Here is a 20552-nt window from a genome sequence, read left to right as displayed (position 1 = left end):
CATCCCGTGTCGTCGCGGCGAGGGCCCAGGCGACGGTGATCGCCGTCAGGGCTGGATCGGGTCCGCGGGCGCCCCGCCGAGCACGACCGTCGCGGAGGAGCGATCCAGGTAGACACCCGCCCCGTTGTACGACCACCGGCCGTGTGCGGGTACGAGCGAGCGCAAGCCGACCGGCATCTTCGGTATCTCCGGTTCGCCGGTCGGCTGCCATGGCCCCCATGCCTCCGCGGCGGTGGTGTCCGCGAGACGAACGACGCCGTAGTACTCCCAGTCGTGCGGTCCCGGCACCGTCAGACGTGCCGTGTCGGGCGGCCCGAGAGCCTGGGTACACCAGTCGGCGGAAACCACCGGCCCCAGCCTCGGGAACGCCGCCGACAGGTCCGACGTGCTCGAACTCAGCGGTTCACAGCGGTGGGCCGCCAGTTCGGCCTTCTCCGCGTCACCCGTTCCGCTCCCGACGCCGCACGCGGCAGCGAGCAAACCGGTCGCCACGACGAGCGCCGCGCCGGCTGCTCTCCACTCGATCGTCGGCCTTGTCTCGCCCATGTGTCGATCTCCCCGCCCTTGACGTCACGTCGACGTTCGAGTCTGACGCCGAGGCCTCCCCGGCACATCCGACTTCGTGCGTACTTTCACGCGCGTCGCCGGGCGATCTTTTCGGGTGTACAGGCCGTCGGCCCGCGTGGGAGCCGGGGCTACAGCTCTCGGGTGCAGTTCTCCAGGTACGGGTCGTCTCGCCAGAGGCAGATCTTGACGGTGACGGCACGGTTGTTGATGACCGTCGGTACGGCCGGTGTGCGCACGTAGTCGCGTTCCTCCGTGGGAAGCGCCTTGCGGCACTCGTGCCATGCGGTTTCGCCGTCGAGCCGCCACAGCAGGCGTACGCCGCCGGAGTGCGGGTCGTGGTCGTCGGACCCGGCCCGGCCCCAGTAGTACTTGCGGCCCTGGTGACTCAGGTAGCGGGCCGAGCCGTTCATGGTGTCGAAGTCCAGAGTGGGCAGGACCATCGTGGCCTGGCTGTCGACGAACACCGTCGCGGGGGATTCGATGATGCCGGCGTCGACGACACCGTCGCGGCAACTGAGCACGGTCGGCCCCGACTCGGAGACCGGGTCGATGCGCTGTGTCGCGATGGATCGCGCGTCGGCGGAACTCGACGGCCTCGCGTCCGAGTCTCCCGAGGCGACCCACCACGTGATCCCCGCGGATGCCGCCGCGACGGCGGCGAACGCGGCAACGGCGGTGAGTCGAGACGTTCGGCGTCGTCTCGACGCGGTGGTCGCGGTGCCCTCGGGCGACGCGTCCGGCGAGGTACCCGACCCTCCGTCCGGTGAGGCATTCGACGATTCGTCCGGCGAGGCACCCGCCCCTCCGTCCGGCGAGGCACCCGCTCCTCGCTCCGGTGATCCACCCGCGGATCCGTCCGAGGGAAGGTCGGGCCCGGCAACGCCCCCGCCGCCGGCGGCCGGTTCGGTGACCGCGCCTGCGGTCGCACCCGCGAGCGGGCGTCCCGGTGGGTTGCCGGTCGGGTCGAGCGGACGGGCTTTGGCCGCGATCTCCGCCCTCCTGCGGAGCGCGTCGGCATGCCGGGCCGCCGCCGTGTACGTCCGGGCCTCGGCGTCACCGAACTCCTGTCCGGCGATGTGATGGCAGGCGCGGGCGACGGCGAGGACCAGGTCGACGTTGGCGACGCGGCCGGGCCTGCCCTTCAGGGCCTGGTCGATCGGGTTGTGGTCCGGGCCGTCCGTCGGTGACACGGCCAGGTCGTACAGGCGTAACTCGATGACGACCGCCGCGATATGACGCAGCGACCCGGGACGCCGGGGTTTGACGCTGCCCTTGCGCGGCTCGGGAACCGCGCCGTGCGCGACGGCGCGGTTCTGGGCCTCTCGCAGCAGACGGGCAACGTGTTGTTCCGCCCGCACGGCAGCGGCGTGGGCGGACACTTCGTCGTCGGCGCTTGTACCGCTCGTATCCCCGGCGACGTCCGCGTCCGCGGAACCGCCCGTACCGGTGTCGCTCATGCTCGAGTCCCCGTCCCATCGCGTAGGCGAGCACCGATTCTGCCGCAGGTCCGCGCCCGATCTGTTTCGATCCGTCGCGGAAGACACATCACGCCAGGTCACAGACACGTGGTGGGGGCGATGAACGGCCTCTCCATCACTCGATCGTGGCAAGCTCCAGATCGGTTGGACTGCGGACGGGGCGTCGCGGTGTGCGGCGCCACTCCCCCTTCGTCCTTCCTTCCTTCGCTCACTGTCGGGCCGGCCCTGTGCCGCCACCTGTTCTGTTCGCGTGCTTTCGCGGCCCTTGACGAACTCGGAGAAGCCGTGCGGTTGATGTCCAGGAACGTGGCCCTCGCCGGTGCCGTCGCCTTCACTCTCACCCTCGGCGGGTGTTCGGGCGACGGGGACGGCGCGGAGGAGCGCCGCCCGGCCGGCGCGAACAGCGATGCCCCGACCGCCGGGGACGGCGCACCGGGCGGCGGTGCGACGGTACGCAACGGCCCCGCGTACGCCGGGCCCGCGCTGCCGGGTCTGACCGACAAGCCGCTCTGGTCCGCGGTCGGCGGCAAGAACGGCGCCAAGGTCGACATCTCGACGGGCAAGGTCACCGGGCCCGCCGAAGCGCGGATCGTCGGCAACACGGTGGCGCTCGTGCGTACCGAACCGGCCGCGAACGCGCCCAAATCGACACCCGGGCCCGGTGCCGACAGCATTGTCGGGGACTGGAACACCGTGGAACTGCGCGACGCCGAGAGCGGCGCGGTCCGCGCGACCGTGAACCTGCGCGGCCGGGTCGTGGTGGGAACGTGGGCAGGCAGTCCGGTGCTGTACGCCGTCTACACCGAAAAGCTCGAGTCCGACGGGTTGAGCACCGCGAAACGCACCACGGTGTGGCTGGCACTGGACGAGAACGGCCGTGAAGTGGGAAGGGTCGCGCTTCCCGAGGACGGCGACGCCGACACCACGGAGACCGTCGTCGACGGATGGGTGCTGCGTAGCGTGCACGACGGCTCCAAGGCCACGGTGAACGCGCGCCCCGCGCAAGGAGGTTCCGCGGGTGCGACGGTCGAGCAGAACATCGCCGACTTCGACGGCGGCAAGGACAGGCAGGTCTTCGGCGGCCTGCTGTTCTCCTACGACAAGGCGGACAGGGACGGTGTGAAGCACCTGGTTGCCACCGACATCGCCACCGGGCAGCGCAAGTGGACGACCGCGAGCGTACGCAGGCCCGCCGGCACCCCCGAGGCGTCCACGACCAGCGCTCACGCGCCGGCGATCGTACGGATGATCGATGGCGACAAGATCGTCATCGCCTGGGACGCGGGCTCGAAGGGCAGCTTCAGCTTCGCGACGCAGTGGGGGCTGTACGACCTGGCGACCGGAAACCTCGTCCACGAAGGACCGCGCGTCGCAAGCGGCTACTACCGCGCGATCGTCGACCGCGAGGAGTCGCTGATGCTCGTCGCGGCCGGCACCGGCAGCGAAGTGCGAAGCACGGCATGGGACTTGAGGACCGGTCGGACCGTGTGGCAGCAGCCCAAGGAGGGCGAGTTGCCGATCGAGTCGTTCGTGGTGGTCAACGGCGCCTTGTACGCGAGCAAGCGCGGCTACAGCCCCAGCGGGAGCATGAACGGCGACAATCCGCGCGCCGGCGATCCGCTCGTGGTCGACGCTCGGACCAGGAAGGTCGTGCTGCCCGAAGGGGTGCCGGGCGAGTTGTTCCCCAGGATGACCGCGGACGGGCACGGTGTGGTGAGCACCAAGGACGGCATCTTCGTCTTCGGTGCCAAACCGCTCGCGTAGACACCGGCGGGTGGTGCGAGTTGCCGACCGCCCGGGACCGGGACCGGGGCCGGCGCGGGGTGGCCGGCCGGTGACCGGGCCACTCGCCCTCGCGACGGATCGATCCGCGGCTTCACCGGCAGGTCACGCGCGGGGGGTGTGAGCCTGCGGGTGGCGCGGGGGCGGGCGCCGGGGCGAAGATCCGGGTCGGGTGTGGTTCGGCGAGGTGGGGGAGATGGTGGTCCAGTCGGCGGGGGCCAGGGGGCGGGTTCGGGGAGCGGTCAGCGGTCGTCGAGTTTGGCCAGGACGACGCCGCCGATGATCAGGAGGCCGCCGGCGGTCTGGGACGCGGTCGGTGCCTCGTCGATCAGCAGCCAGGCGAAGGCCACACTGGCGACGACTTCCAGCAGGGCGACGAACGAGGCGGTGCGTGAGCCGAGGCGGCGGCTCGCTGCGGTTCCCGTCGTGTAGGCCAAGGCGGCGGTGACCAGACCGAGCAGGAGCACCGGCAACCACCACGGCGTGCTGCCGGTCGTGTAGGAAGCCGGTTCGAGGGTGGCGCGCATCGGCAACAGTCCGACGGCCGCGAGGGCGGCGAGGGTGACCGTGCCGACCACGAGACCGGCGCCGGTCAGGGCCACCGGCGGCAGCCCGGTGTCGGTGTCCGCCGCGATGAGGAAGTACGCCGTCAGGCCCACCATCGCGGCGAGCGCCCAGGCCACGCCCGACCAGGCCAGGTCGGCGCCGGAGAGCAGGTCGACGGCCAGTACCAGGCCGACGGCTGCCAGGCCGGCGCCGGCCAGGGTGTACGGGCGCGGGCGCTGACCGCGACGCACCCACAACCACACCACGACGGCCGCCGGAGCGGTGTACTCGATCAGCAACGCGGGCGCGACGTCCATCGTGGCGACCGCGGAGAAGAAGCAGAACTGCGCGCCGGCGAGGCCCAATATGCCGTACACCAGCACGGTCGGCGCCTGCGCGCGCAGTTGCCGCAGGCGTCCGCGCAGGGACGCGACCGCGAACGGCGCCACGACGAGCGCGGCGATGCCGACCCGGGCCAGCACGATGGCGCCCGGGCTCCACCCGGACGAGAGCAGTCCTCGTGCCAACGACCCCGACATGCCGAAGGACGTCGCGGAGACGAGAGCGAGGAACAGGCCGCCGCCGAGGGCACCGGAGGAGGTGCGTACACGCAACGTGTCATCGACTACATGGGTCATAGACTATGACGGTAAGAGGGAAGATGTAAGATGTCAAAATGATTTTTGGTCATGACACCGAGTCCGACCTGCAGGCGGCCGTGGCGTTGGTCAACAGCGCGGAGGGGTCGGACACCCTGACCACCGTGCAGGAATTGGACTCGTGGTACGCCGAGCATCGCTACACCGGGCGCCGGGATCGCGATGCCGCCGAACTCGCGAGCATGCGCGGGCTGCGGCCGGTTCTGCGCGAGTTGTTGACCGCCGACCGCGACCACGCGGCGAGTCTGGTGAACACGATGCTCACCGACGCTCGCGCGCTTCCGCAGCTCGTTCGACACGACGACCAGGACTGGCATCTGCACGCGGTGTCCTCCGACGCGCCCCTGGCGACCCGCGTCGTCGTGGAGACCGCGATGGCCATGACCGACGTGGTGCGCGTCGACGAGCTGTCCCGCCTGTTCGTGTGCGCGGACGAAGGCTGTGGGGGCATCGTCCTGGACCTCACCCGCAACCGTTCGCGCCGCTACTGCAGCACCGCGTGCGCCAACCGCAACGCGGTGGCCGCCTACCGCGCCCGCCTCGGTGCACGCCGGCCCGCGGACGGGCCGAACACGGCGACCTGACCTGCGGTGCCCCTGCGGGTATGGGTCCGACGGCTCGCACGCACGAGTGAACGGTGCGGCCTCGCCGCTCGTCGGGTACGTCGCCGCCGGCCCTGGGCTGCCGGAAGGCCTACCTCGGTGGGTCGCGGCGGTGTGTCGGGCAGGCCGCTTCAGCGGTGTCGCCCGTCGGTCCGATGGCTCGGTCGTGAGCCGAACGCCCCCATCGTGCCTCGTTCCGCCCGAGGGCCGGGCCGCAGGCCGCCTTCGATGGCCGGGCCCATGGGGGGCGGAACGAGGACACGTTCGCGGCCGCTCAGTCGAGACAGAACTCGTTGCCCTCGATGTCCTGCATCACGATGCACGACTCGTTCTCGGCATCGGCACGCAGTACTTGTAGTTGCACCGCGCCGAGCGCGACCAGTCGTGCGGACTCGGCCTCGAGTGTGGCCAGGCGCTCTTCACCCACGAGCCCGGTGCCGGCCCGCACGTCGAGGTGCACCCGATTCTTGACGACCTTGCCTTCGGGGACACGCTGGAAATACATGCGTGGGCCCTCACCCGTGGGATCCATGCAGACGAAGGCCGCACCCCGGCGCTCGGGCGGCAGCGATTGATGGAAATCGTCCCAGGTGGCGAAGCCCTCCGGAGGCGGCGGTACGACGTACCCCAACACGTCGCACCAGAAACGGGCGACGCGCTCGGGTTCCGCGCAGTCGAAGGTGACCTGGAACTTCTTGATCGATGCCATCGGTCCACCGTAGCGGCGTGTGCCGGCCACAGGGAGCCCGGGCGACATCGCCGCGCGGGACCTCGCCGCTGCGCCGGAGCGGCGCGGCCATGGGTTCCGGCGCCGATCTCCGGTCGCAGGACGGGACTTGCCCGAGCGGCCCTCGGGTTGTGGATCACATGTGCACGGTGGGGGCCGCGTTCGGTTCGACGGTGGGGGCGCCGCGGCGGAAGAGCAGGGCCGTGGCGACCAGGCCGACGGCGAAGAACGCGGCGGACCAGCGGTAGGCGGTCGCGTAACTCTCCAGCGCCGCGCGGGCGAAGGTCTCGGGGCCGGCGCGATGGTCCGTCAGGTAGTCCGAGCCGGCCGACGCGGACAGCGTGCTCAGCAGCGCGATGCCGACCGAACCGCCGACCTGCTGCACGGTGTTGACCGCGGCCGAGGCCACCCCGGAGTCCTGCGCCCGCACGCCGAACGTGGCCGCGCTCATGCACGGCGCGATGACCAGCCCCACACCCGCGCCGAACACGATCAGGCCGGGCATCAGGTCGCTCGCGTACGCGCTGTCCAGGTCCAGGCGGGTCAGGTGGAGCAGGGCGAGCGCGGCCAGGCCCATTCCGGTCGGCACGATCGGCTTGGGCCCGAAACGCGGCAACAGGACGACGGTCGCGCCGGTCGCGGTGAGCATGATGCCGAACACCATGGGCAGGAAGGCCAGTCCGGTCCGCACCGGGCTGTAGTGCAGGGTCTGCTGCATGTAGTAGGTCAGGAACAGGAAGATGCCGAACATGCCGGCGCCGGCCACGAGCATGCCGATCAAGGCGGCGCCCCGGTCGCGGTCCAGGAGTACGCGCGGCGGCAGGAGCGGGTTGGCCACGACGGTCTGGATGCGGGCGAAGACGGCGAGCAGTACGACGGCGGCGATCAGGCAGCCGTAGGTGATCGGGTCACGCCAACCGGCGCTCTCCGCGTGCGAGAAGCCGTAGACGAGCGCGAACAGACCGGTGGAGACGGCCAATGTGCCCGGCAGGTCCAGCCGGGGGCGGTCGGCGGCGCGTTCGTGCCTGCCCAGCAGCAGGGCTCCGCCGACGATGGCGACGCCGGCCAGGATCAGGTTGACGTACAGGCACCAGCGCCAGTCGAGGTGTTGGGTCAGTACGCCGCCCAGGAGCAGTCCCACGCCGCCGCCCGCGCCGGCGACGGCGCCGAACACGCCGAAGGCCTTGGCGCGTTCGGCCGGGTCGGTGAACGTGGTGGTGAGCAGGGACAGCGCGGCCGGGGCGAGGAGTGCGCCGAAGACGCCCTGGAGGGCGCGGGCGGCGACCAGCACCTCGAAGTTCGGCGCGGCGCCGCCCGCGGCGGAGGCCAGGGCGAAGCCGAACAGGCCGATCAGGAAGGCGTTTCGGCGGCCGAACAGGTCGGCGATCCGGCCGCCGAGCAGCAGCAGGCTGCCGAACGCGAGGGCGTAGGCGGTGACCACCCATTGGCGATTGCCGTCGGAGAAGCCGAGGTCCTGCTGGGCGGACGGCAGGGCGATGTTGACGATGGTGGCGTCCAGGACGACGGTGACCTGGGCCAGCGCGATCACCGCGAGGATCCACCAGCGGCGGGGCACGGTGGCGGCAGTGGCCGGGTCCGGTGGCGCGACGGCCGGGGCGGCGGTGTTTTGTGGCATGGCGAAACTGCTCCTGTCGGGTGGGAGAGGACGCGCTTCGGGATCGGCCGGCGGCCGGCGGTTCAGTGCCGGAGTAGCGCCGGGAGGACGACGGCGTCGAGGTAGCGGCGCAGGTACTCCTCGTCGGCGATGCAGCCCTCGATCAGCGGTCGGCCGGTCACCGCGCCGATCAGCAGGTGTGCCAGCAGGCCCCTCGCCGGGTTGTCCGGGGCGACTTCGCCGCGCGCGACGGCGTTCGCGATCACCCGGTCGAGCACCTCCGACTCGGGATCGACGATGGCTTCCCGTACCGCCAGGCCGAGTTCGGGGTCGCCCAGGATGGCGTGCGCGACACTCGCCAGCAGCGCGGTGTCGGGGGCGGCGCCGTACGCGATCCGGTGCACGGTTTCGTACAGGTCGCCGCGCAGCGAACCGGTGTCCAGGCCGACCAGGGACGCGCCCTTGTTGTGCCGCAGCGCCGCCGCGACCAGGCGCGGCTTGCTCTGCCACTGGCGGTACAGGGTGGCCTTGCTGGCCTTGGCCCGCGCGGCGATGGCCTCCATGGTCAACGCGGCGTAGCCCGTCTCGCGGAGCAGGTCGAGCGTGGCCACGTACAACTCGGCCTCGCGCTCAAGGGTCAGCCGTGAACGCCGGCCGGAGGGCCCGGAGTCGGTGGTCCCGGTCGAGTCGATGATGCGCATGCGGGGGTACCTCGTCCGTGAATCAGCGAAACGACTTCGTTTCGCCAAAGCTAGAGGTATCGCTATCGAAACGCAACCGTTTCGATAGCATGCCGCCGGAACGCCGGTTCCCCGGCCGGGAATCGCGCGTCGTCGAGCCCACGCGAAAACGATGTTGTCGAGCACGCCCGAGACTCCGTCAGGTCTCGTGGCGGACACATCTCATGATCAATGTCATCTTGTCGATTCGATCGATTGAGAAATCTGACGCATCGTCATATCGTCACGCCGGTCGAACGGAATGATCGACTCCGGTGGGGACACCGGGTGTGCTCGGGCACGGACGCACACGGACAACCGGACGCACGGATCGACGGATCGACGGATTGCACCGACCGCACGGACCGCACGGACTTCAGGGGTGAGACACGTGGGCCAGGAGCTGCCCGAACCGGCCGCGCAGGCCGGCAGGATCCGAGCCGCAGGGGTCGAGCGCCGATTCGGTCGCGGCGCGAGCCGGGTGCACGCGCTCGGCCCACTCGATCTGGACGTCGACGCCGGAGAGTTCTGCTGCATCGTCGGCCCCTCCGGGTGTGGCAAGTCCACGTTCCTGCGGATCGTGGCCGGGCTGGTCAAGCCGACCGCGGGCCGGGTCGAGGTGACGGCGGCGACCGCGAACCCCGCCGCGATGGTGTTCCAGAACTACGGCATCAGCCCGTGGAAGACGGTGTTGGCCAACGTTCGGTTCGGCCTGGACCTGCGTCGGGTGCCCCGCAAGGAGGCGAACGCGCGAGCGCGCGACTGGCTGGGTCGACTCGGCCTCGCGGACTTCGCCGACCGCTATCCCGCGGCCCTGTCCGGTGGGATGCAGCAGCGCGTGTCGATCGCCCGCGCGCTCGCCGTCGAGCCGGAAATCCTGCTCATGGACGAGCCGTTCGCGGCCCTGGACGCGCAGTTGCGGACGATCCTGCAGGACGAACTCCTGGAAATCTGCCAGGCGGACAAGCGCACCGTCCTGTTCGTCACGCACAGCCTGGAGGAGGCGCTGGTGCTGGGCGACCGCGTCCTGGTGATGTCCGCGCGCCCGGGTCGACTGATCGCCGAGCGGGTACCGCCGTTCGCCCGCCCGCGTACCGGAGAGGTGCGCAGGTCACCGGAGTTCGCCGCGATGCAGGCCGAACTGTGGGAACTGTTGCGCGGGGAGGTCGAGACGACGTCCACCCGCGAACAGGAGACGGACCGGGAGCAGGACCGCGACCGGGACGCGAAGCAGGGCGGGAAGCAGAAGCAGGACCGGAAGAGGGACCAGGAGAAGGACAAGGAGGAGGTCGCGTCGTGACGGTCACCGTAAAGGAGAACGCGCCGATCCGGGTGCTGGTCCGCGAGCCGGGCACCGCCGAACGCGACCCCGGCCGGGCGCGGACGCGACGGCGGCTGCTGGAGATCGGCATGGCCGTCGCCGTCCCCGTGGTACTCCTGCTGTGGTGGCAACTCGCTGCGAGCCAGGGGTGGATCGACGACCGGCTCTACCCCGCGCCCTCGACCATCGTGGCGGACGGCTGGACCGACGCCACCGACGGCAAGCTGTGGCCGGACGTGTGGGCCACGCTGGCCCGGGTGCTGCCCGGCTACGCGATCGGCGCCCTCGGCGGATTCGTCGTCGGCCTCCTGATGGGTACCAACGCGCTGGTGCGGGCCGCGCTCGAACCCACCCTGGACGCCCTGTACGTGGTGCCCAAGCTCGCGCTCCTGCCGATCTTCATGACCATGTTCGGCCTCGGCGAGGCGCCGCACATCGCGCTCGTCGCGGTGACGGTGTTCTTCTTCGTCTGGATCGCCACGATGGCCGCGGTCATCGCCGTGCCCGACGGCTACCGCGAGGCCGGGGCGGTCTTCGGCGCCGGTCCCTGGCAGATGTTCCGACACGTGTTGCTGCCCGCGTCGCTGCCGCAGGTGATGGTGGGCCTGCGGATCTCGGCGGGCGTCGCGGTCCTGGTCATCATCGCCTCCGAGGGCATCGCCTCGCCCGACAACAAGGGCCTGGGCTATGTGATCTTCAATTCCCGCCAACTCTTCGACAACCGCGCGATGTTCGTCGGGATCATCGTGGTCGCGATCGTCGGCGTGCTCTTCTCCGAGCTGATCCGCTACGTGGGCCGACTGTGCACCCCGTGGGCACCGCGCGACCGCGGCCCCGGGCAGTCCTGACGCGACGTCACCACCCCGACGCGGCGCTGACGCGACGTCACCACCCCGGCCGGGCCGCCTCGTGCGCGGCCGCCCCGACCACATCTCGGCGCACCGACCCCGAAAGGCACATCATGGCGAGACGCGGATTCCTGACGACCACCGCACTGTTGGCGTGCACCACGCTGCTCGCCGGATGCGGCGGTTCCGCCGACTCCGGTTCGGACCGGGACAAGACCCCGCAGCCCAAGCGCCCGATCGAGGCGGTCGCGGGATGCGAGAACGCCTGGACCGATCCGGCCGACCTGGCCCCGACCCGCAAGCCCGCGCGCTGCGCGGCGGGTTCGCCCGCCGCCAAGCCGCTCGCGCAGAAGGCGAAGATCACCGTGACGGCGGGATCGTTGTCGGCGGAATACCTCGGCCCGCTGCGCACCGCGATCGCCAAGGGCGAGTTCGCCAAGGAAGGCCTGGACGTCGAGCTGAAACAGATGCCGGCCACCGACGCGATCACGCTGCTCGCCAAGGGCCAGGTGGACGTGCTGTATTCGGCGCCCGAGGCGGGCATGGTCAACGCGGTCAAGCAGGGCTTCGACATCAAGTGGGTCGCGGGCAACTACTCGGTGGCTCCCGCATCCAAGACCGGGGTCTGGGCCCGGGTCAAGGACGGCAAGACCGGGGACGCGGTCGACCTGAAGAACGCGCGCTTCGGCACGCTGGTGGGCAAGACGTCGGTGATCATGTACCCGATCGAGAGCGTGCTCGCCCAGCACAAGACCAAGCCCACCGACGTCTCCTTCCAGCAACTGGACGGCGCGGGCGTGCCCGAGGCGTTCAAGAACGGCGGCATCGACGCAGCCTGGCTGCTCGACCCGATCTGGAAGGACTTCGAGGGCAAGCCCGAGTACACCTTCCTGGGCGGTCAGCCGGTCGGCGAGCCGCTCGGCGGAATGCTCTACGGGCAAAACCTCCTGGCGAAGAACCGGGACGCCGGCGTCGCGTTCCTGCGCGCGCTGATCCGCACCGTGAACACGTACTTCGCGGGCGACTACAAGCAGGACCCGGCCTTCGTCCAGGAGTTGGCGACGACTCTGGGCAGCAAGCCCGAACTGCTGAAGTCCGTGCCCGCGCAGGTGGTCGACTGGGAGATCCGCGGCGGCACGACCGACCGGGTGCAGAAGATGTACATCGAGGGCAAGGTGGTCGAGGCGCCGGCGCTGCCGGAGGACAAGCTCGTCGACCGTTCCTTCTACGCGGAGGCCGTGGGCCACACCGGCCCCTGAGCGCCCCGGCCGCTCACCCGGGCGGCATCGGATCGAACGCTGCCTTCCCGCCCGGGCGGGCCGCGTTCGATCCGGGCCCCGGTGTCGAACGATCTCCCGCGGTTCGTCGGCGTCCCCGGGTCCCGCGGCGTCGATCGCGGGAACTGGCCGCCGATCAAGGGAGGATGCGGCGCTCGTTGATCAGGACGCGTCGGGTGCACCGACCGTCCTGGATGAAGTGCCATGTCCGGCACCGCGCGTTGCCGTCCTCGGAAAGATGGATCATCTCGTAGAAACAGCCCGAGGGGTCGTGGGTGTACGTCCAGGTCAAAACCGTGATCCGGTCGTCGACATCCCACGCGTGGCCGCTCATCCGCTCGGTGTCGAAATGGATCCGGCCGTCCTTGTAGGTGGCCGGGAAGAGGAACTCCTCGGAGCGGCCGTCGTCCCAGCGGTACCGGTTCGTCTGCAGGTACGGGTAGGCGCCGTCGTCGGGGAACGCGCACGTCAGGCGGGCGTGGTGCCGGTCGGTGACCGTGCCGTCCTCGTCGATGTAGACGTAGGTGCCCTCCCACTCGCCCTCGTGTCGGACGAGGGTGGTCATCTCTTCGCGGATTCCCATGCGAGCGCGGTCCCTTCCCGGTGGGTGTTCGGTGTCGAGGAGTGGTGGCGCGGTGGTGCCCGGCGGCGGAGCGTTCGCCGATCAGAGGGAGTGCCACCAGGGGTTCGCGGTCGTGGGTTCGTGCACGAGCAGTGATTGGCGTCGGAGGAAACGCTCGATGGAGGCGGCGCCCATCCGCGAACCTCCCAGTCCCGACTGCTTGAACGCGTTCTTCTCCCCTTCGTGCAGCACGGCGGTCAGCGCGGCGTCGTTGACGCTGATCGCTCCCGCCGACAGTCGGGCGCCCACGGCCGCGGCGGCGTCGACGTCCTTCGCGAAGACCGCCGCCGAGAGCCCGAAGTCGCTGTCGTCGGCGAGCGCCAAGGCGTCCTCGACGGTGTCGAACGGCATCACCGGCAGGATGGGGCCGAACGTCTCCTCCTTCATGACGCGCATGCCGTGGTCCACATCCGTCAGTACGGTCGCCCGAAGGTAGGTGCCTCCGGCGTGGGTTTCGAACGCCCCACCCGTGAGCGCCGTCGCGCCCTTCGCGTAGGCGTCCGAGAGGTGGTCCTCGATGACGGCCGCCTGCGCGGGATCGATGATGGGTCCGAGGCCGCCGGCGGACGGGTCCGGGTACGCCAGGCCCAGCCGGCGAGCCTTGTCGGCGAGCAGCGCCGTGAAAGCGGCGAACACCCGGCGCTGGACGTAGACGCGTTCGATGGACAGGCACGACTGTCCGGCGTTGGCGGTGCCGCCCCACAGGATCGCCGAACCGGCGTGTTCGAGGTCCGCGTCGGCGCAGACCACGGCCGCGTCCTTGCCGCCGAGTTCGAGGAACGCGGGGATCAGCCGCTCGGCCGCCGCGCGCGCGACCAGGCGTCCGGTGGGCACGCTGCCGGTGAAGGCGACGGCGTCGACCTCGGCGATCATCGCCCGACCCGTCCCGGCGGCGCCTTCGACGATCTCCAGAACGCCCGCCAGTTCCGGTTCGTGGCACAACGCGGCGCGCACGGCCGCGACGAAGCGTGGGGTGACCTCGCTCGGTTTGACGAGCACCGAGCAGCCGGCGGCGAGGGCCGGGATCGCGTCGATGAGGGCGAGCAGCAGCGGAAGGTTCCAGGGGCTGATGACGCCCACCAGGGGATGCGGCCGGTGGGCGCGACGGATGGTGATCCAGGGGATCTCCGAACGGCGCGGCGCACCCGGCTCCAAGAGCGCGGGAGCCCGGGCGGCCCACCGCCGCAGTCCCGCCACGGTGATGTCGAGTTCCATGCCGGACTCCACCACGCGGCCGGTGTCCACGACGAGCGCGGCGACGATGGCGTCCCGGTGCGCCTCGAGCCGGTCGGCGAAGCGTTCGAGTATCGCGGCCCGTCCGGCGGCGCCGAGCGCCAGCCAGTCCGGCTGGGCGGCGCGCAGGCGCGCGCAGGACGCCTTGAGTTCGCCGAGCGTGGGCGCCGCGAGGACGTGGTCGCAAACACCGGTGCGCGGGTTGCGCACGGGCACGTCGGGGTCCAGCGGGACACGGGCACCGGTGTCCGTCACACGCTGGTCGAAACGGCGTGGCGTGGACGACATCAGGTCACCACTCCCGCCTCGCGCAGGCGGTCCAGGGACTCGCGGTGGCGGGCCGCGAAGTGTCCGCGATCGGGAACGCCGCCGTCCAGGTCGTGCGGGCGCTCGACGTCGTGGCGGGCGTACTCGCTCGCCCACAGGCCGCACTTGACCCGGGCGAGGAGATTTCCCATGCCCGGGCGCGCCCGGTACCGGCGGAGCGCGGCAAGGTCGATCTCGGCGTTGGCGACCATGGACTCGCCCGGGCCGGCGGCGGCCACGACCTGCCCGGTGAACGCGACGATCTTGGACAGGCCGTCCGTGGAGGCGGCCGGGATCGCGGTCCCGGTGTGGCCGCCGGTGTTCGCCGAGACCACGTACGCGAGATTCTCCACCGCCCGCGCGGACTTGGCGACGTCCTTCGGCGTGGCCAACGGGCTACCGGCCTCGGCGGACGAGTGCACGAAGACCTCGGCGCCGCGCAGCGCCAGACTGCGCGCGAGCTCCGGGTAGAGGATCTCCTCGGAGGCGATGGCCGCCAACGCGCCGATGGCGGTGTGCGCCACCGGCAGGACGGCATCCGGCCCGTACACCTCCAGGTAGCGATCCCACACGTCGTACGGCGTCGGAGAGTACAGCGAGTGCAGCCGGCGGTATCGCAGTACGCAGGTCCCGGTCGGGTCGTGCACGGTGGACGCCTGGAAGTACAGGCCGGGGAAGTGCGGGTCGGTCTCGTACGCGTTGGCCGCCAGGAAGATGTCGTGACGGGAGGCGACGGACGCGAGCCCGGTGTATTCGGGGCCGTCCGGCGCCAGTGCCGCCTTGCGCGCCCACGCGTCGACGGGGTCGCCCATCGGGAAGCCGGTGAGTACGTACTCGGGGAGTACGACCAGGCGCACGTCCGGCCCCAGGAACGCGATGCTCGCGCCGATCTGCCCGTCGATGCGATCGATCGCGTCGGCGATCGCGGTCCGTGCGTCGGTGTCGTTCAACGCGTTGACGGCCCTGCACGCGGTCTGTAACGCCAACGCGCGGTACGCGAGCACCTGTTCGCCGTGGTTCACGCACTCTCCCGTTCCTCGGAGCCACCCAGCGCCGTCGGTGGGACAGCGTTCCGCCACGAGGAACGTAACAGTGCCCACCCGGGTCGCGCAGGTACAGAACGCGACATCCCCCCGCAGACGCTCCCACCCGAACTCACCTTCGACGGGGCATCACTTCGGCACCCTACCCGCCACCGAGTCGGTGAACTCGGCGGTGACACCGCAGAGGTCCCGCTCCGGTCCGTCGCCGACCCTGTACACGTTCACGAACGCACTCCCGAACGTCGTGGACCAGGCGATTTCGCAGGTCCGCTTGTAGCTGTTCGCGCGTATCGTGGGGGAGGGCAGCCCGGCCAACGAAATCGGGCTCGGCTCGGGCTCCTTGACCGTGTCGTCCGGGCCGTATTGATAGACGAGCATGATGTCCGCGGTCGCTCGGCGTTGGGAGTTGAGCAGCGTCCACGAACACACCATCCGTGAGTGTCCGTCGGGGCGGTAGGCCTGACCCGCGCTCAGGCCCCACCGCTCGCGCATGGCATCGTCGACCGCCGCACACGGCTCGACCGCCCCACCCAAGCCCACCGGCCCGGTCGGCGTGGTGGCGGTCGTGGGTGCGGCAGCCGGCGTGGTGCCGCCGGGCCGGGCGTCCGTCCGCGCCGGGGCGTCGTTGTCGTCCCCGCCTGCCGTCGACCGGATACCGATGGCGACCGCGGCAACCAGGAGAACCGCGATCATCACCCCGAGCAGGGCTCTTCGGTGCCTGCGTTCGGGTGCCGGCTCGCCGGAGTGCGGCACCGGGCGGTGGTCGCCCTCGACATCGGGATCCGTACCGACCACGTTCGCCTCCGCCGGGCTCGGGCGGGGCGCTCGCCGAGGCACGAGGTTCCGGGTCGGGGCGGCATGGAGGAGTGCGGCGGTCGGCGGGTCGGTCACCGTGTCGCCCGCGTTCGCCGGGTCGGTCACCGTGTCGCCGCCGTTCGCCGGGTCGACCGCCTCGGCAGCGTCCGCCGGGTCGGGCGCGTGCAGCGCGGCGGTGGCCACCCGCAGGATGGCGTGGGTCAGGGCCGGTGGCAGCCAGCCAGGGTCGCCGCCGACCCGGGTGGGCGGGGTGGGGAGCAGTGCGAGGGCCTGCCGGGCGGTGGGGCGGCCGGCGGCGTCCTTGGCGAGTGCGGCTCGGATCGCGGGGGCGAGCGCGGCCGGGCGTCGTCGAGGTCGGGCTCGCGGAGGGTCAGGTTGGCGAACAGCACCGGCAAGGTGTCGCCGGGGAACGGCGGGCGTCCGGTGGCCGCGTAGGCCAGGACCGCCGCGCACGAGAACACGTCGCTTTCCGGTCCGACGTCGGAGCGCTCGAACTGCTCCGGCGACATGAAGCCCAGGGTCCCCACCGTGTGTCCGGTCCGGGTCAGGTCGGTCGCCCCGGAAGGGAGGGCGATCCCGAAGTCGATCACCTTCGGGCCGTCGACGGCGAGCATGACGTTGGCCGGTTTCATGTCGCGGTGCACCAGCTCGGCCGTGTGGAAGCCCGCGAGCGCGGCGAACAGGCCGGCGGCCAATTCCCGGAGCGAGTTCTCGGGCGGCGGTCCGAACCGCGCCACCGCCTCGTCGAGCGGGATCCCCACCACGAACCGGGTGGCCAGCCAGGGGACTTCCGCACCCGGGTCGGCATCCACCAGCGTCGCGGTGAACTCTGCCGGCACGCTGCGCGCGGCCCGCACCTCCCGCTCGAACCGGCGCCGGAATTCGGGCCCGCCCTGCTCCAGCAGGTCCGGGTGCACCAGCTTCACCGCCACGACCGCACCACCCGGTTCGCGACCGAGGAACACTCGACCCATGCCCCCGGATCCCAATCGCCCCAGCAACCGGAACCGGCCCAACCACCGGGGATCCCCTGCGCGCAACGGCTCCATGTCCCACCACTTCCCGCCCGGACCACGCCGGGACGGCCGGGCCGTCCCCCGTGGACGGACGCCCCACATCACACCGGACCCGTTACGAAGCGTCAACCGAACGGATCCGGTCACGGCTGCGGACGCGGCGCGGCCGGACTCGTCGGCGTCCGGGTCGAAGGATGTGAAATGCTCGGCGAAGTTCGCCGGCACGTCGAGCAGTTCGCGCACCGGGCGCGATCGCAGCGCTCGATTCGACTGCCGCGCTCGCCGCCCGACCAACTTCATCGGTTGAAAGTCACGCTATGGTGGCGGAGCATCCCGCTCCCGCCGCACGACCGCGCAGTCCGCCCACCGCCGTGCCCCGCGCGCCCGCGAGGAGACATCATCGCCGTCATCGAGCACGTGCCCTCGAAGCCCGCCGGCGGGCCGACTCCCGCCCGGCGTGGACGAGTCCGCCTCGGGGCGGACGGGCGGACCGGATGACCGGCCGCTCGTGGCTGTACGTTCCCGGGGACCGACCCGCCATGCTCGACAAGGCACTGTCCCGAGGTGCGGACGCGGTCATCGTCGACCTCGAGGACGCCGTGCCCGCCTCGGCCAAATCCGCCGCGCGCGCCGAGGTCGCGCGATGGCTGACCCGGCAGGACCCCGAAGGGCGATGCGCGATCTGGGTCCGCGTCAACTCCGGTACGCCGGGCCTCGTCGATGCCCGTGCCGTCGTGGCGCCCGCCCTGCGCGGTCTGGTCCAGGCCAAGTGCGCGGGTCTCGACGAACTGCGCGCACTGCACGACGTCCTCACCGAGCGGGAGCACGAGACGGGCGTCGACGCGGGCCGGACCGAGGTGTCCCCGCTGCTGGAGGACGCGGCGGCGATCCTCGCCGCACCCGCCGTCGCCCGTGCGCCCCGGGTGACGCGACTCCAGGTCGGCGAGGCGGACCTGTGTGCGGACCTGGGCATCGAACCCGGTGACGACGAATCGGAACTCCTCGCGATCCGCTCCCGGATCGTCCTCGCCTCGGCGGCTGCCGGCATCGCCCCTCCGGTCGGCCCCGTGTCGACCGACTACCGCGACCTGGACGCTTTGCGCCGTTCCACCGATCGGCTGCGCCGCCTCGGCTACCGTTCGCGGGCGTGCATCCATCCCGATCAACTGGGCGTCGTTCATGACGTCTTCACTCCCTCACCGGAGGCCGTCGAGCGCGCCGCACGACTCGTCGCGCGTTTCGAGGCGAGCCTTGCCGCGGGACAGGCGGTGTGTGTCGGCGACGACGGCAAGATGATCGACGAGGCGGTGGTCCGCATCGCCCGCCGGACCCTGGCTGCGGGAAACGCGGCCTCAGGGGGATCGGCGTTCCGATGGACGGGACCGGCCACCGCCTGGTGAGCCGTCCGCTCCGCCGTTGATCTTCGAGGCCACTCCCTGGCACACCGTCATGCGCACGCTCCCGCAGCCCTGACCGACGCCCCGCCGTGGAGCACGATCCCGCGTTACGGCAACGGGCGGGTGAGCCAGACCACTTCACCGCTGTCTTCGGTGGAGACGCGGTCCCGCTCGAAGTCGAGTTTCTCCAGGACACGCAACGATGGTGTGTTCCACGCGCCGACGGTCGACCAGAGCCGCTTCCGCCCGGTCGCGACGGCGGCGTCGACCACCGCGCCGGCCGCCTCGGTGGCATAGCCGCGTCCGTGCGCGCGCCGGAACAGCTCATACGCGATTTCAGGCTCCTCCAAGGTGGAGCGGCCGATGATCAACCCGCAGTAGCCGATGAAGTCGCCCTCGTCACGGCGCTGGATGGGCAGCAGGGCGATCCCCGTGGTCTCCGTCGCGGTGAGCAGCTTCGCGATGGCGGTCCGGGTGTGCTCGACCGTGGGCGTCTCCTTGCCGCGTTCGGCGAGGAGGGCGCAGAACTCGGCGGCGTCCGACTCGGCCCACGGCCGCAGTATGAGCCGCTCGGTCTCGAGGTGGAACGACATTTTCGCGTGCGTGGACATGTCCCTACCCTGCCCCACCATTGATCACGAGCCACAGCCGGAGTACGCCGATCCCGATCGCCGCGGCACCTCGTCGGTCGGCACGCCGATGCACGGCATCCGCCCTTCGGGCTCCTCGCTGCGCCCTTGCCGCGGAGCCCGATGGGGATTGAAGACACGCCCTGGGCCCGGGCCGCCGCGCGGCGGTGGACGTCCCGGTGGGGGGCGAGCGGGCTCATGGGGTGAGGGACCGGTCAGGTGGCCGAGGGCAGGGAGTCCAGCCAGGTGGTCAGGACGTGGTTGACCTCGTCGGGGCGTTCCTGCTGGATCCAGTGGCCGCAGCCGTCCAGGAGGTGCGAGGAGACCAGGCCCGGCAGCGTGGACGGATAGGCGTCGATCGCGTCGGCCATCCAGATCGTGGAGGCGTCCAGGCCGCCGCCGATGAACAAGGACGGCTGCTTGATGGGGGCGCCGGCGTACGGGGCGAGGTCCTCCCAGTCGCGGTCCATGTTGCGGTAGCGGTTGAGTGCCCCGGTCATGCCGGTGCGCTCGAACTCCGCGGCGTACACGTCGAGGTCGCCCTCGGTCAGCCAGGAGGGCAGCCGACCGCTCGGGAAGCGGTCGCGCAGCCGCCCGCCGCCGCGGCTGACGAAGTGCGGGTCGGGTTCGCCCCGTGCCGGCATGGTGTCGGCGGACAGGGCCGCGAAGAAGCCCGCGAGCCAGCCGCGGACGTCGGGCTCCACCTCGGCCTCGGCGCGGCCGGGCTCTTGGAAGTAGGAGACGTAGAACTCCGCCTCGCCGCCCATTCGGGCGAACACGTCGGTGGGGCGGGGGCCGCCGGGCGGTGCGTAGGGGACGCTCAGCAGTCCGACCGCGCGGAAGATCTCGGGATGGAGCAGGGCGGAGCCGGCCGCGATGTTCGAGCCCCAGTCGTGTCCGATGATCACCGCCGCGTCCTCGCCGAGAGCGTGTACCAGGGCGACGTTGTCCTCCACCAGGGCGAGCATCCGGTAGTCCCGCGTCGCGGCCGGCTTGGAGGAGCGGCCGTAGCCGCGTACGTCGAGCGCGACCGCCCGGTAGCCCGCCGCCGCGAGTGCCGGGAGCTGGTGCCGCCACGAGAACCAGGACTCGGGGAAGCCGTGGACGAGCAGGACCAGCGGCCCGGTGCCCTGCTCGACCAGGTGCAGCCGGCCGGCGGGTGCCTCGATGGTGCGGTGGCGCAGGTCTGCGGCTGGTGCGGGCTGGTACATGGCCCCTCCTGGGGTTCCCGGGTGGCTGGGGTGACGCACCGATCATGCGATGCCGCGGCCGACCGACGCGACATCGCTTGCCATCCTGGCAAACTCGGAGGCCAGGGCGGTGGACGCGGCCCGACCGGAAGGGGCGAG

The 20552-nt window shown here is 71.3% G+C and carries 19 protein-coding genes; 6 read left to right on the top strand and 13 right to left on the bottom strand.

Annotated elements, in window-relative coordinates; all coding sequences use genetic code 11:
• Positions 1-45 precede the first annotated feature (45 nt).
• Positions 46-546: a hypothetical protein gene (locus tag ACWCPW_RS09590; RefSeq protein ID WP_449760999.1), complete on the bottom strand. Its 501-nt coding sequence runs from the start codon at positions 544-546 to the stop codon at positions 46-48.
• Between the two features lie 149 nt (positions 547-695).
• Positions 696-2024, bottom strand: a complete 1329-nt coding sequence (locus ACWCPW_RS09585; protein WP_449760998.1) for a hypothetical protein — start codon at positions 2022-2024, stop codon at positions 696-698.
• 315 nt (positions 2025-2339) lie between these two features.
• Between ACWCPW_RS09585 and ACWCPW_RS09580 the strand changes: the two genes are divergently transcribed.
• Positions 2340-3809 carry a hypothetical protein gene (locus tag ACWCPW_RS09580; protein ID WP_449760997.1) on the top strand — a complete coding sequence of 490 codons (1470 nt, stop codon included), beginning with the start codon at positions 2340-2342 and terminating at the stop codon, positions 3807-3809.
• A 260-nt stretch (positions 3810-4069) separates the two neighbouring features.
• Here the strand turns inward: ACWCPW_RS09580 and ACWCPW_RS09575 are convergent, their stop codons facing one another.
• Positions 4070-5011 (bottom strand): EamA family transporter, encoded by a 942-nt coding sequence (locus ACWCPW_RS09575; RefSeq protein WP_449760996.1) that lies wholly within the window; start codon positions 5009-5011, stop codon positions 4070-4072.
• A gap of 38 nt (positions 5012-5049) precedes the next feature.
• Here ACWCPW_RS09575 and ACWCPW_RS09570 point away from each other — a divergent pair, with 38 nt between their 5' ends.
• The gene (locus ACWCPW_RS09570) at positions 5050-5616 is read left to right on the top strand and encodes a CGNR zinc finger domain-containing protein (protein WP_449760995.1); all 567 of its coding nucleotides are present in this window, start codon (positions 5050-5052) and stop codon (positions 5614-5616) included.
• Positions 5617-5908: 292 nt separating this feature from the next.
• On the opposite strand, the gene ACWCPW_RS09565 is transcribed toward ACWCPW_RS09570, so the two are convergent.
• The 3 genes from ACWCPW_RS09565 to ACWCPW_RS09555 form a co-directional block, all read right to left on the bottom strand.
• Positions 5909-6343 (bottom strand): VOC family protein, encoded by a 435-nt coding sequence (locus tag ACWCPW_RS09565; RefSeq protein ID WP_449760994.1) that lies wholly within the window; start codon positions 6341-6343, stop codon positions 5909-5911.
• A 154-nt stretch (positions 6344-6497) separates the two neighbouring features.
• The gene (locus ACWCPW_RS09560; RefSeq protein WP_449760993.1) at positions 6498-7997 is read right to left on the bottom strand and encodes an MFS transporter; all 1500 of its coding nucleotides are present in this window, start codon (positions 7995-7997) and stop codon (positions 6498-6500) included.
• A 62-nt stretch (positions 7998-8059) separates the two neighbouring features.
• Positions 8060-8677, bottom strand: coding sequence for a TetR/AcrR family transcriptional regulator (locus ACWCPW_RS09555; RefSeq protein WP_449760992.1), 618 nt, complete (start codon positions 8675-8677; stop codon positions 8060-8062).
• Between the two features lie 421 nt (positions 8678-9098).
• Here ACWCPW_RS09555 and ACWCPW_RS09550 point away from each other — a divergent pair, with 421 nt between their 5' ends.
• The 3 genes from ACWCPW_RS09550 to ACWCPW_RS09540 all read left to right on the top strand — a co-directional run bounded on the left by ACWCPW_RS09550 (position 9099) and on the right by ACWCPW_RS09540 (position 12123).
• Entirely contained in the window at positions 9099-9995 is an 897-nt protein-coding gene (locus ACWCPW_RS09550) for an ABC transporter ATP-binding protein (protein ID WP_449761109.1), read from the top strand.
• Entirely contained in the window at positions 9992-10864 is an 873-nt protein-coding gene (locus tag ACWCPW_RS09545) for an ABC transporter permease (protein WP_449760991.1), read from the top strand. The genes ACWCPW_RS09550 and ACWCPW_RS09545 overlap by 4 nt, the downstream gene beginning before the upstream one ends.
• 113 nt (positions 10865-10977) lie before the next feature.
• On the top strand, positions 10978-12123 hold the full coding sequence (locus ACWCPW_RS09540) for an ABC transporter substrate-binding protein (protein ID WP_449760990.1): 1146 nt from the start codon (positions 10978-10980) through the stop codon (positions 12121-12123).
• Positions 12124-12277: 154 nt separating this feature from the next.
• Here ACWCPW_RS09540 and ACWCPW_RS09535 read toward each other — a convergent pair whose 3' ends face one another.
• The 5 genes from ACWCPW_RS09535 to ACWCPW_RS09515 all read right to left on the bottom strand — a co-directional run bounded on the left by ACWCPW_RS09535 (position 12278) and on the right by ACWCPW_RS09515 (position 17210).
• Complete coding sequence (locus tag ACWCPW_RS09535; protein ID WP_449760989.1) at positions 12278-12724, bottom strand: DUF3598 family protein; 447 nt, start codon at positions 12722-12724, stop codon at positions 12278-12280.
• Between the two features lie 81 nt (positions 12725-12805).
• A complete protein-coding gene (locus ACWCPW_RS09530) occupies positions 12806-14284 on the bottom strand; it encodes an aldehyde dehydrogenase family protein (RefSeq protein WP_449760988.1) in 1479 nt (492 codons plus the stop codon).
• On the bottom strand, positions 14284-15324 hold the full coding sequence (locus ACWCPW_RS09525; RefSeq protein WP_449760987.1) for a nitrilase-related carbon-nitrogen hydrolase: 1041 nt from the start codon (positions 15322-15324) through the stop codon (positions 14284-14286). Before ACWCPW_RS09525 ends, ACWCPW_RS09530 begins: the two co-directional genes overlap by 1 nt.
• A gap of 150 nt (positions 15325-15474) precedes the next feature.
• On the bottom strand, positions 15475-16344 hold the full coding sequence (locus tag ACWCPW_RS09520) for a hypothetical protein (protein WP_449760986.1): 870 nt from the start codon (positions 16342-16344) through the stop codon (positions 15475-15477).
• A 17-nt stretch (positions 16345-16361) separates the two neighbouring features.
• The gene (locus ACWCPW_RS09515; RefSeq protein ID WP_449761108.1) at positions 16362-17210 is read right to left on the bottom strand and encodes a serine/threonine-protein kinase; all 849 of its coding nucleotides are present in this window, start codon (positions 17208-17210) and stop codon (positions 16362-16364) included.
• A 461-nt stretch (positions 17211-17671) separates the two neighbouring features.
• Between ACWCPW_RS09515 and ACWCPW_RS09510 the strand changes: the two genes are divergently transcribed.
• Complete coding sequence (locus ACWCPW_RS09510; RefSeq protein WP_449760985.1) at positions 17672-18577, top strand: HpcH/HpaI aldolase/citrate lyase family protein; 906 nt, start codon at positions 17672-17674, stop codon at positions 18575-18577.
• A 104-nt stretch (positions 18578-18681) separates the two neighbouring features.
• Here ACWCPW_RS09510 and ACWCPW_RS09505 read toward each other — a convergent pair whose 3' ends face one another.
• On the bottom strand, positions 18682-19185 hold the full coding sequence (locus ACWCPW_RS09505; RefSeq protein ID WP_449760984.1) for a GNAT family N-acetyltransferase: 504 nt from the start codon (positions 19183-19185) through the stop codon (positions 18682-18684).
• Between the two features lie 233 nt (positions 19186-19418).
• A complete protein-coding gene (locus tag ACWCPW_RS09500; RefSeq protein ID WP_449760983.1) occupies positions 19419-20414 on the bottom strand; it encodes an alpha/beta fold hydrolase in 996 nt (331 codons plus the stop codon).
• Positions 20415-20552 lie beyond the last annotated feature (138 nt).

It is taken from the genome of Embleya sp. NPDC001921, assembly GCF_053594475.1.
The sequence above is the reverse complement of the archived record's forward strand: the minus strand, read 5'-3'. Positions and strand labels throughout refer to the sequence as shown.

Excerpts from the sequence above, each read along its gene's own strand:
- ACWCPW_RS09580 (WP_449760997.1), top strand. The coding sequence starts at position 2,340 with ATGTCCAGGAACGTGGCCCTCGCCGGTGCCGTCGCCTTCACTCTCACC.
- ACWCPW_RS09500 (WP_449760983.1), bottom strand. The coding sequence starts at position 20,414 with ATGTACCAGCCCGCACCAGCCGCAGACCTGCGCCACCGCACCATCGAG.
- ACWCPW_RS09510 (WP_449760985.1), top strand. The coding sequence starts at position 17,672 with ATGACCGGCCGCTCGTGGCTGTACGTTCCCGGGGACCGACCCGCCATG.
- ACWCPW_RS09515 (WP_449761108.1), bottom strand. The coding sequence starts at position 17,210 with ATGGAGCCGTTGCGCGCAGGGGATCCCCGGTGGTTGGGCCGGTTCCGG.
- ACWCPW_RS09590 (WP_449760999.1), bottom strand. The coding sequence starts at position 546 with ATGGGCGAGACAAGGCCGACGATCGAGTGGAGAGCAGCCGGCGCGGCG.
- ACWCPW_RS09570 (WP_449760995.1), top strand. The coding sequence starts at position 5,050 with ATGATTTTTGGTCATGACACCGAGTCCGACCTGCAGGCGGCCGTGGCG.
- ACWCPW_RS09575 (WP_449760996.1), bottom strand. The coding sequence starts at position 5,011 with ATGACCCATGTAGTCGATGACACGTTGCGTGTACGCACCTCCTCCGGT.
- ACWCPW_RS09530 (WP_449760988.1), bottom strand. The coding sequence starts at position 14,284 with ATGTCGTCCACGCCACGCCGTTTCGACCAGCGTGTGACGGACACCGGT.
- ACWCPW_RS09505 (WP_449760984.1), bottom strand. The coding sequence starts at position 19,185 with ATGTCCACGCACGCGAAAATGTCGTTCCACCTCGAGACCGAGCGGCTC.
- ACWCPW_RS09585 (WP_449760998.1), bottom strand. The coding sequence starts at position 2,024 with ATGAGCGACACCGGTACGGGCGGTTCCGCGGACGCGGACGTCGCCGGG.
- ACWCPW_RS09535 (WP_449760989.1), bottom strand. The coding sequence starts at position 12,724 with ATGGGAATCCGCGAAGAGATGACCACCCTCGTCCGACACGAGGGCGAG.
- ACWCPW_RS09560 (WP_449760993.1), bottom strand. The coding sequence starts at position 7,997 with ATGCCACAAAACACCGCCGCCCCGGCCGTCGCGCCACCGGACCCGGCC.
- ACWCPW_RS09565 (WP_449760994.1), bottom strand. The coding sequence starts at position 6,343 with ATGGCATCGATCAAGAAGTTCCAGGTCACCTTCGACTGCGCGGAACCC.
- ACWCPW_RS09540 (WP_449760990.1), top strand. The coding sequence starts at position 10,978 with ATGGCGAGACGCGGATTCCTGACGACCACCGCACTGTTGGCGTGCACC.
- ACWCPW_RS09555 (WP_449760992.1), bottom strand. The coding sequence starts at position 8,677 with ATGCGCATCATCGACTCGACCGGGACCACCGACTCCGGGCCCTCCGGC.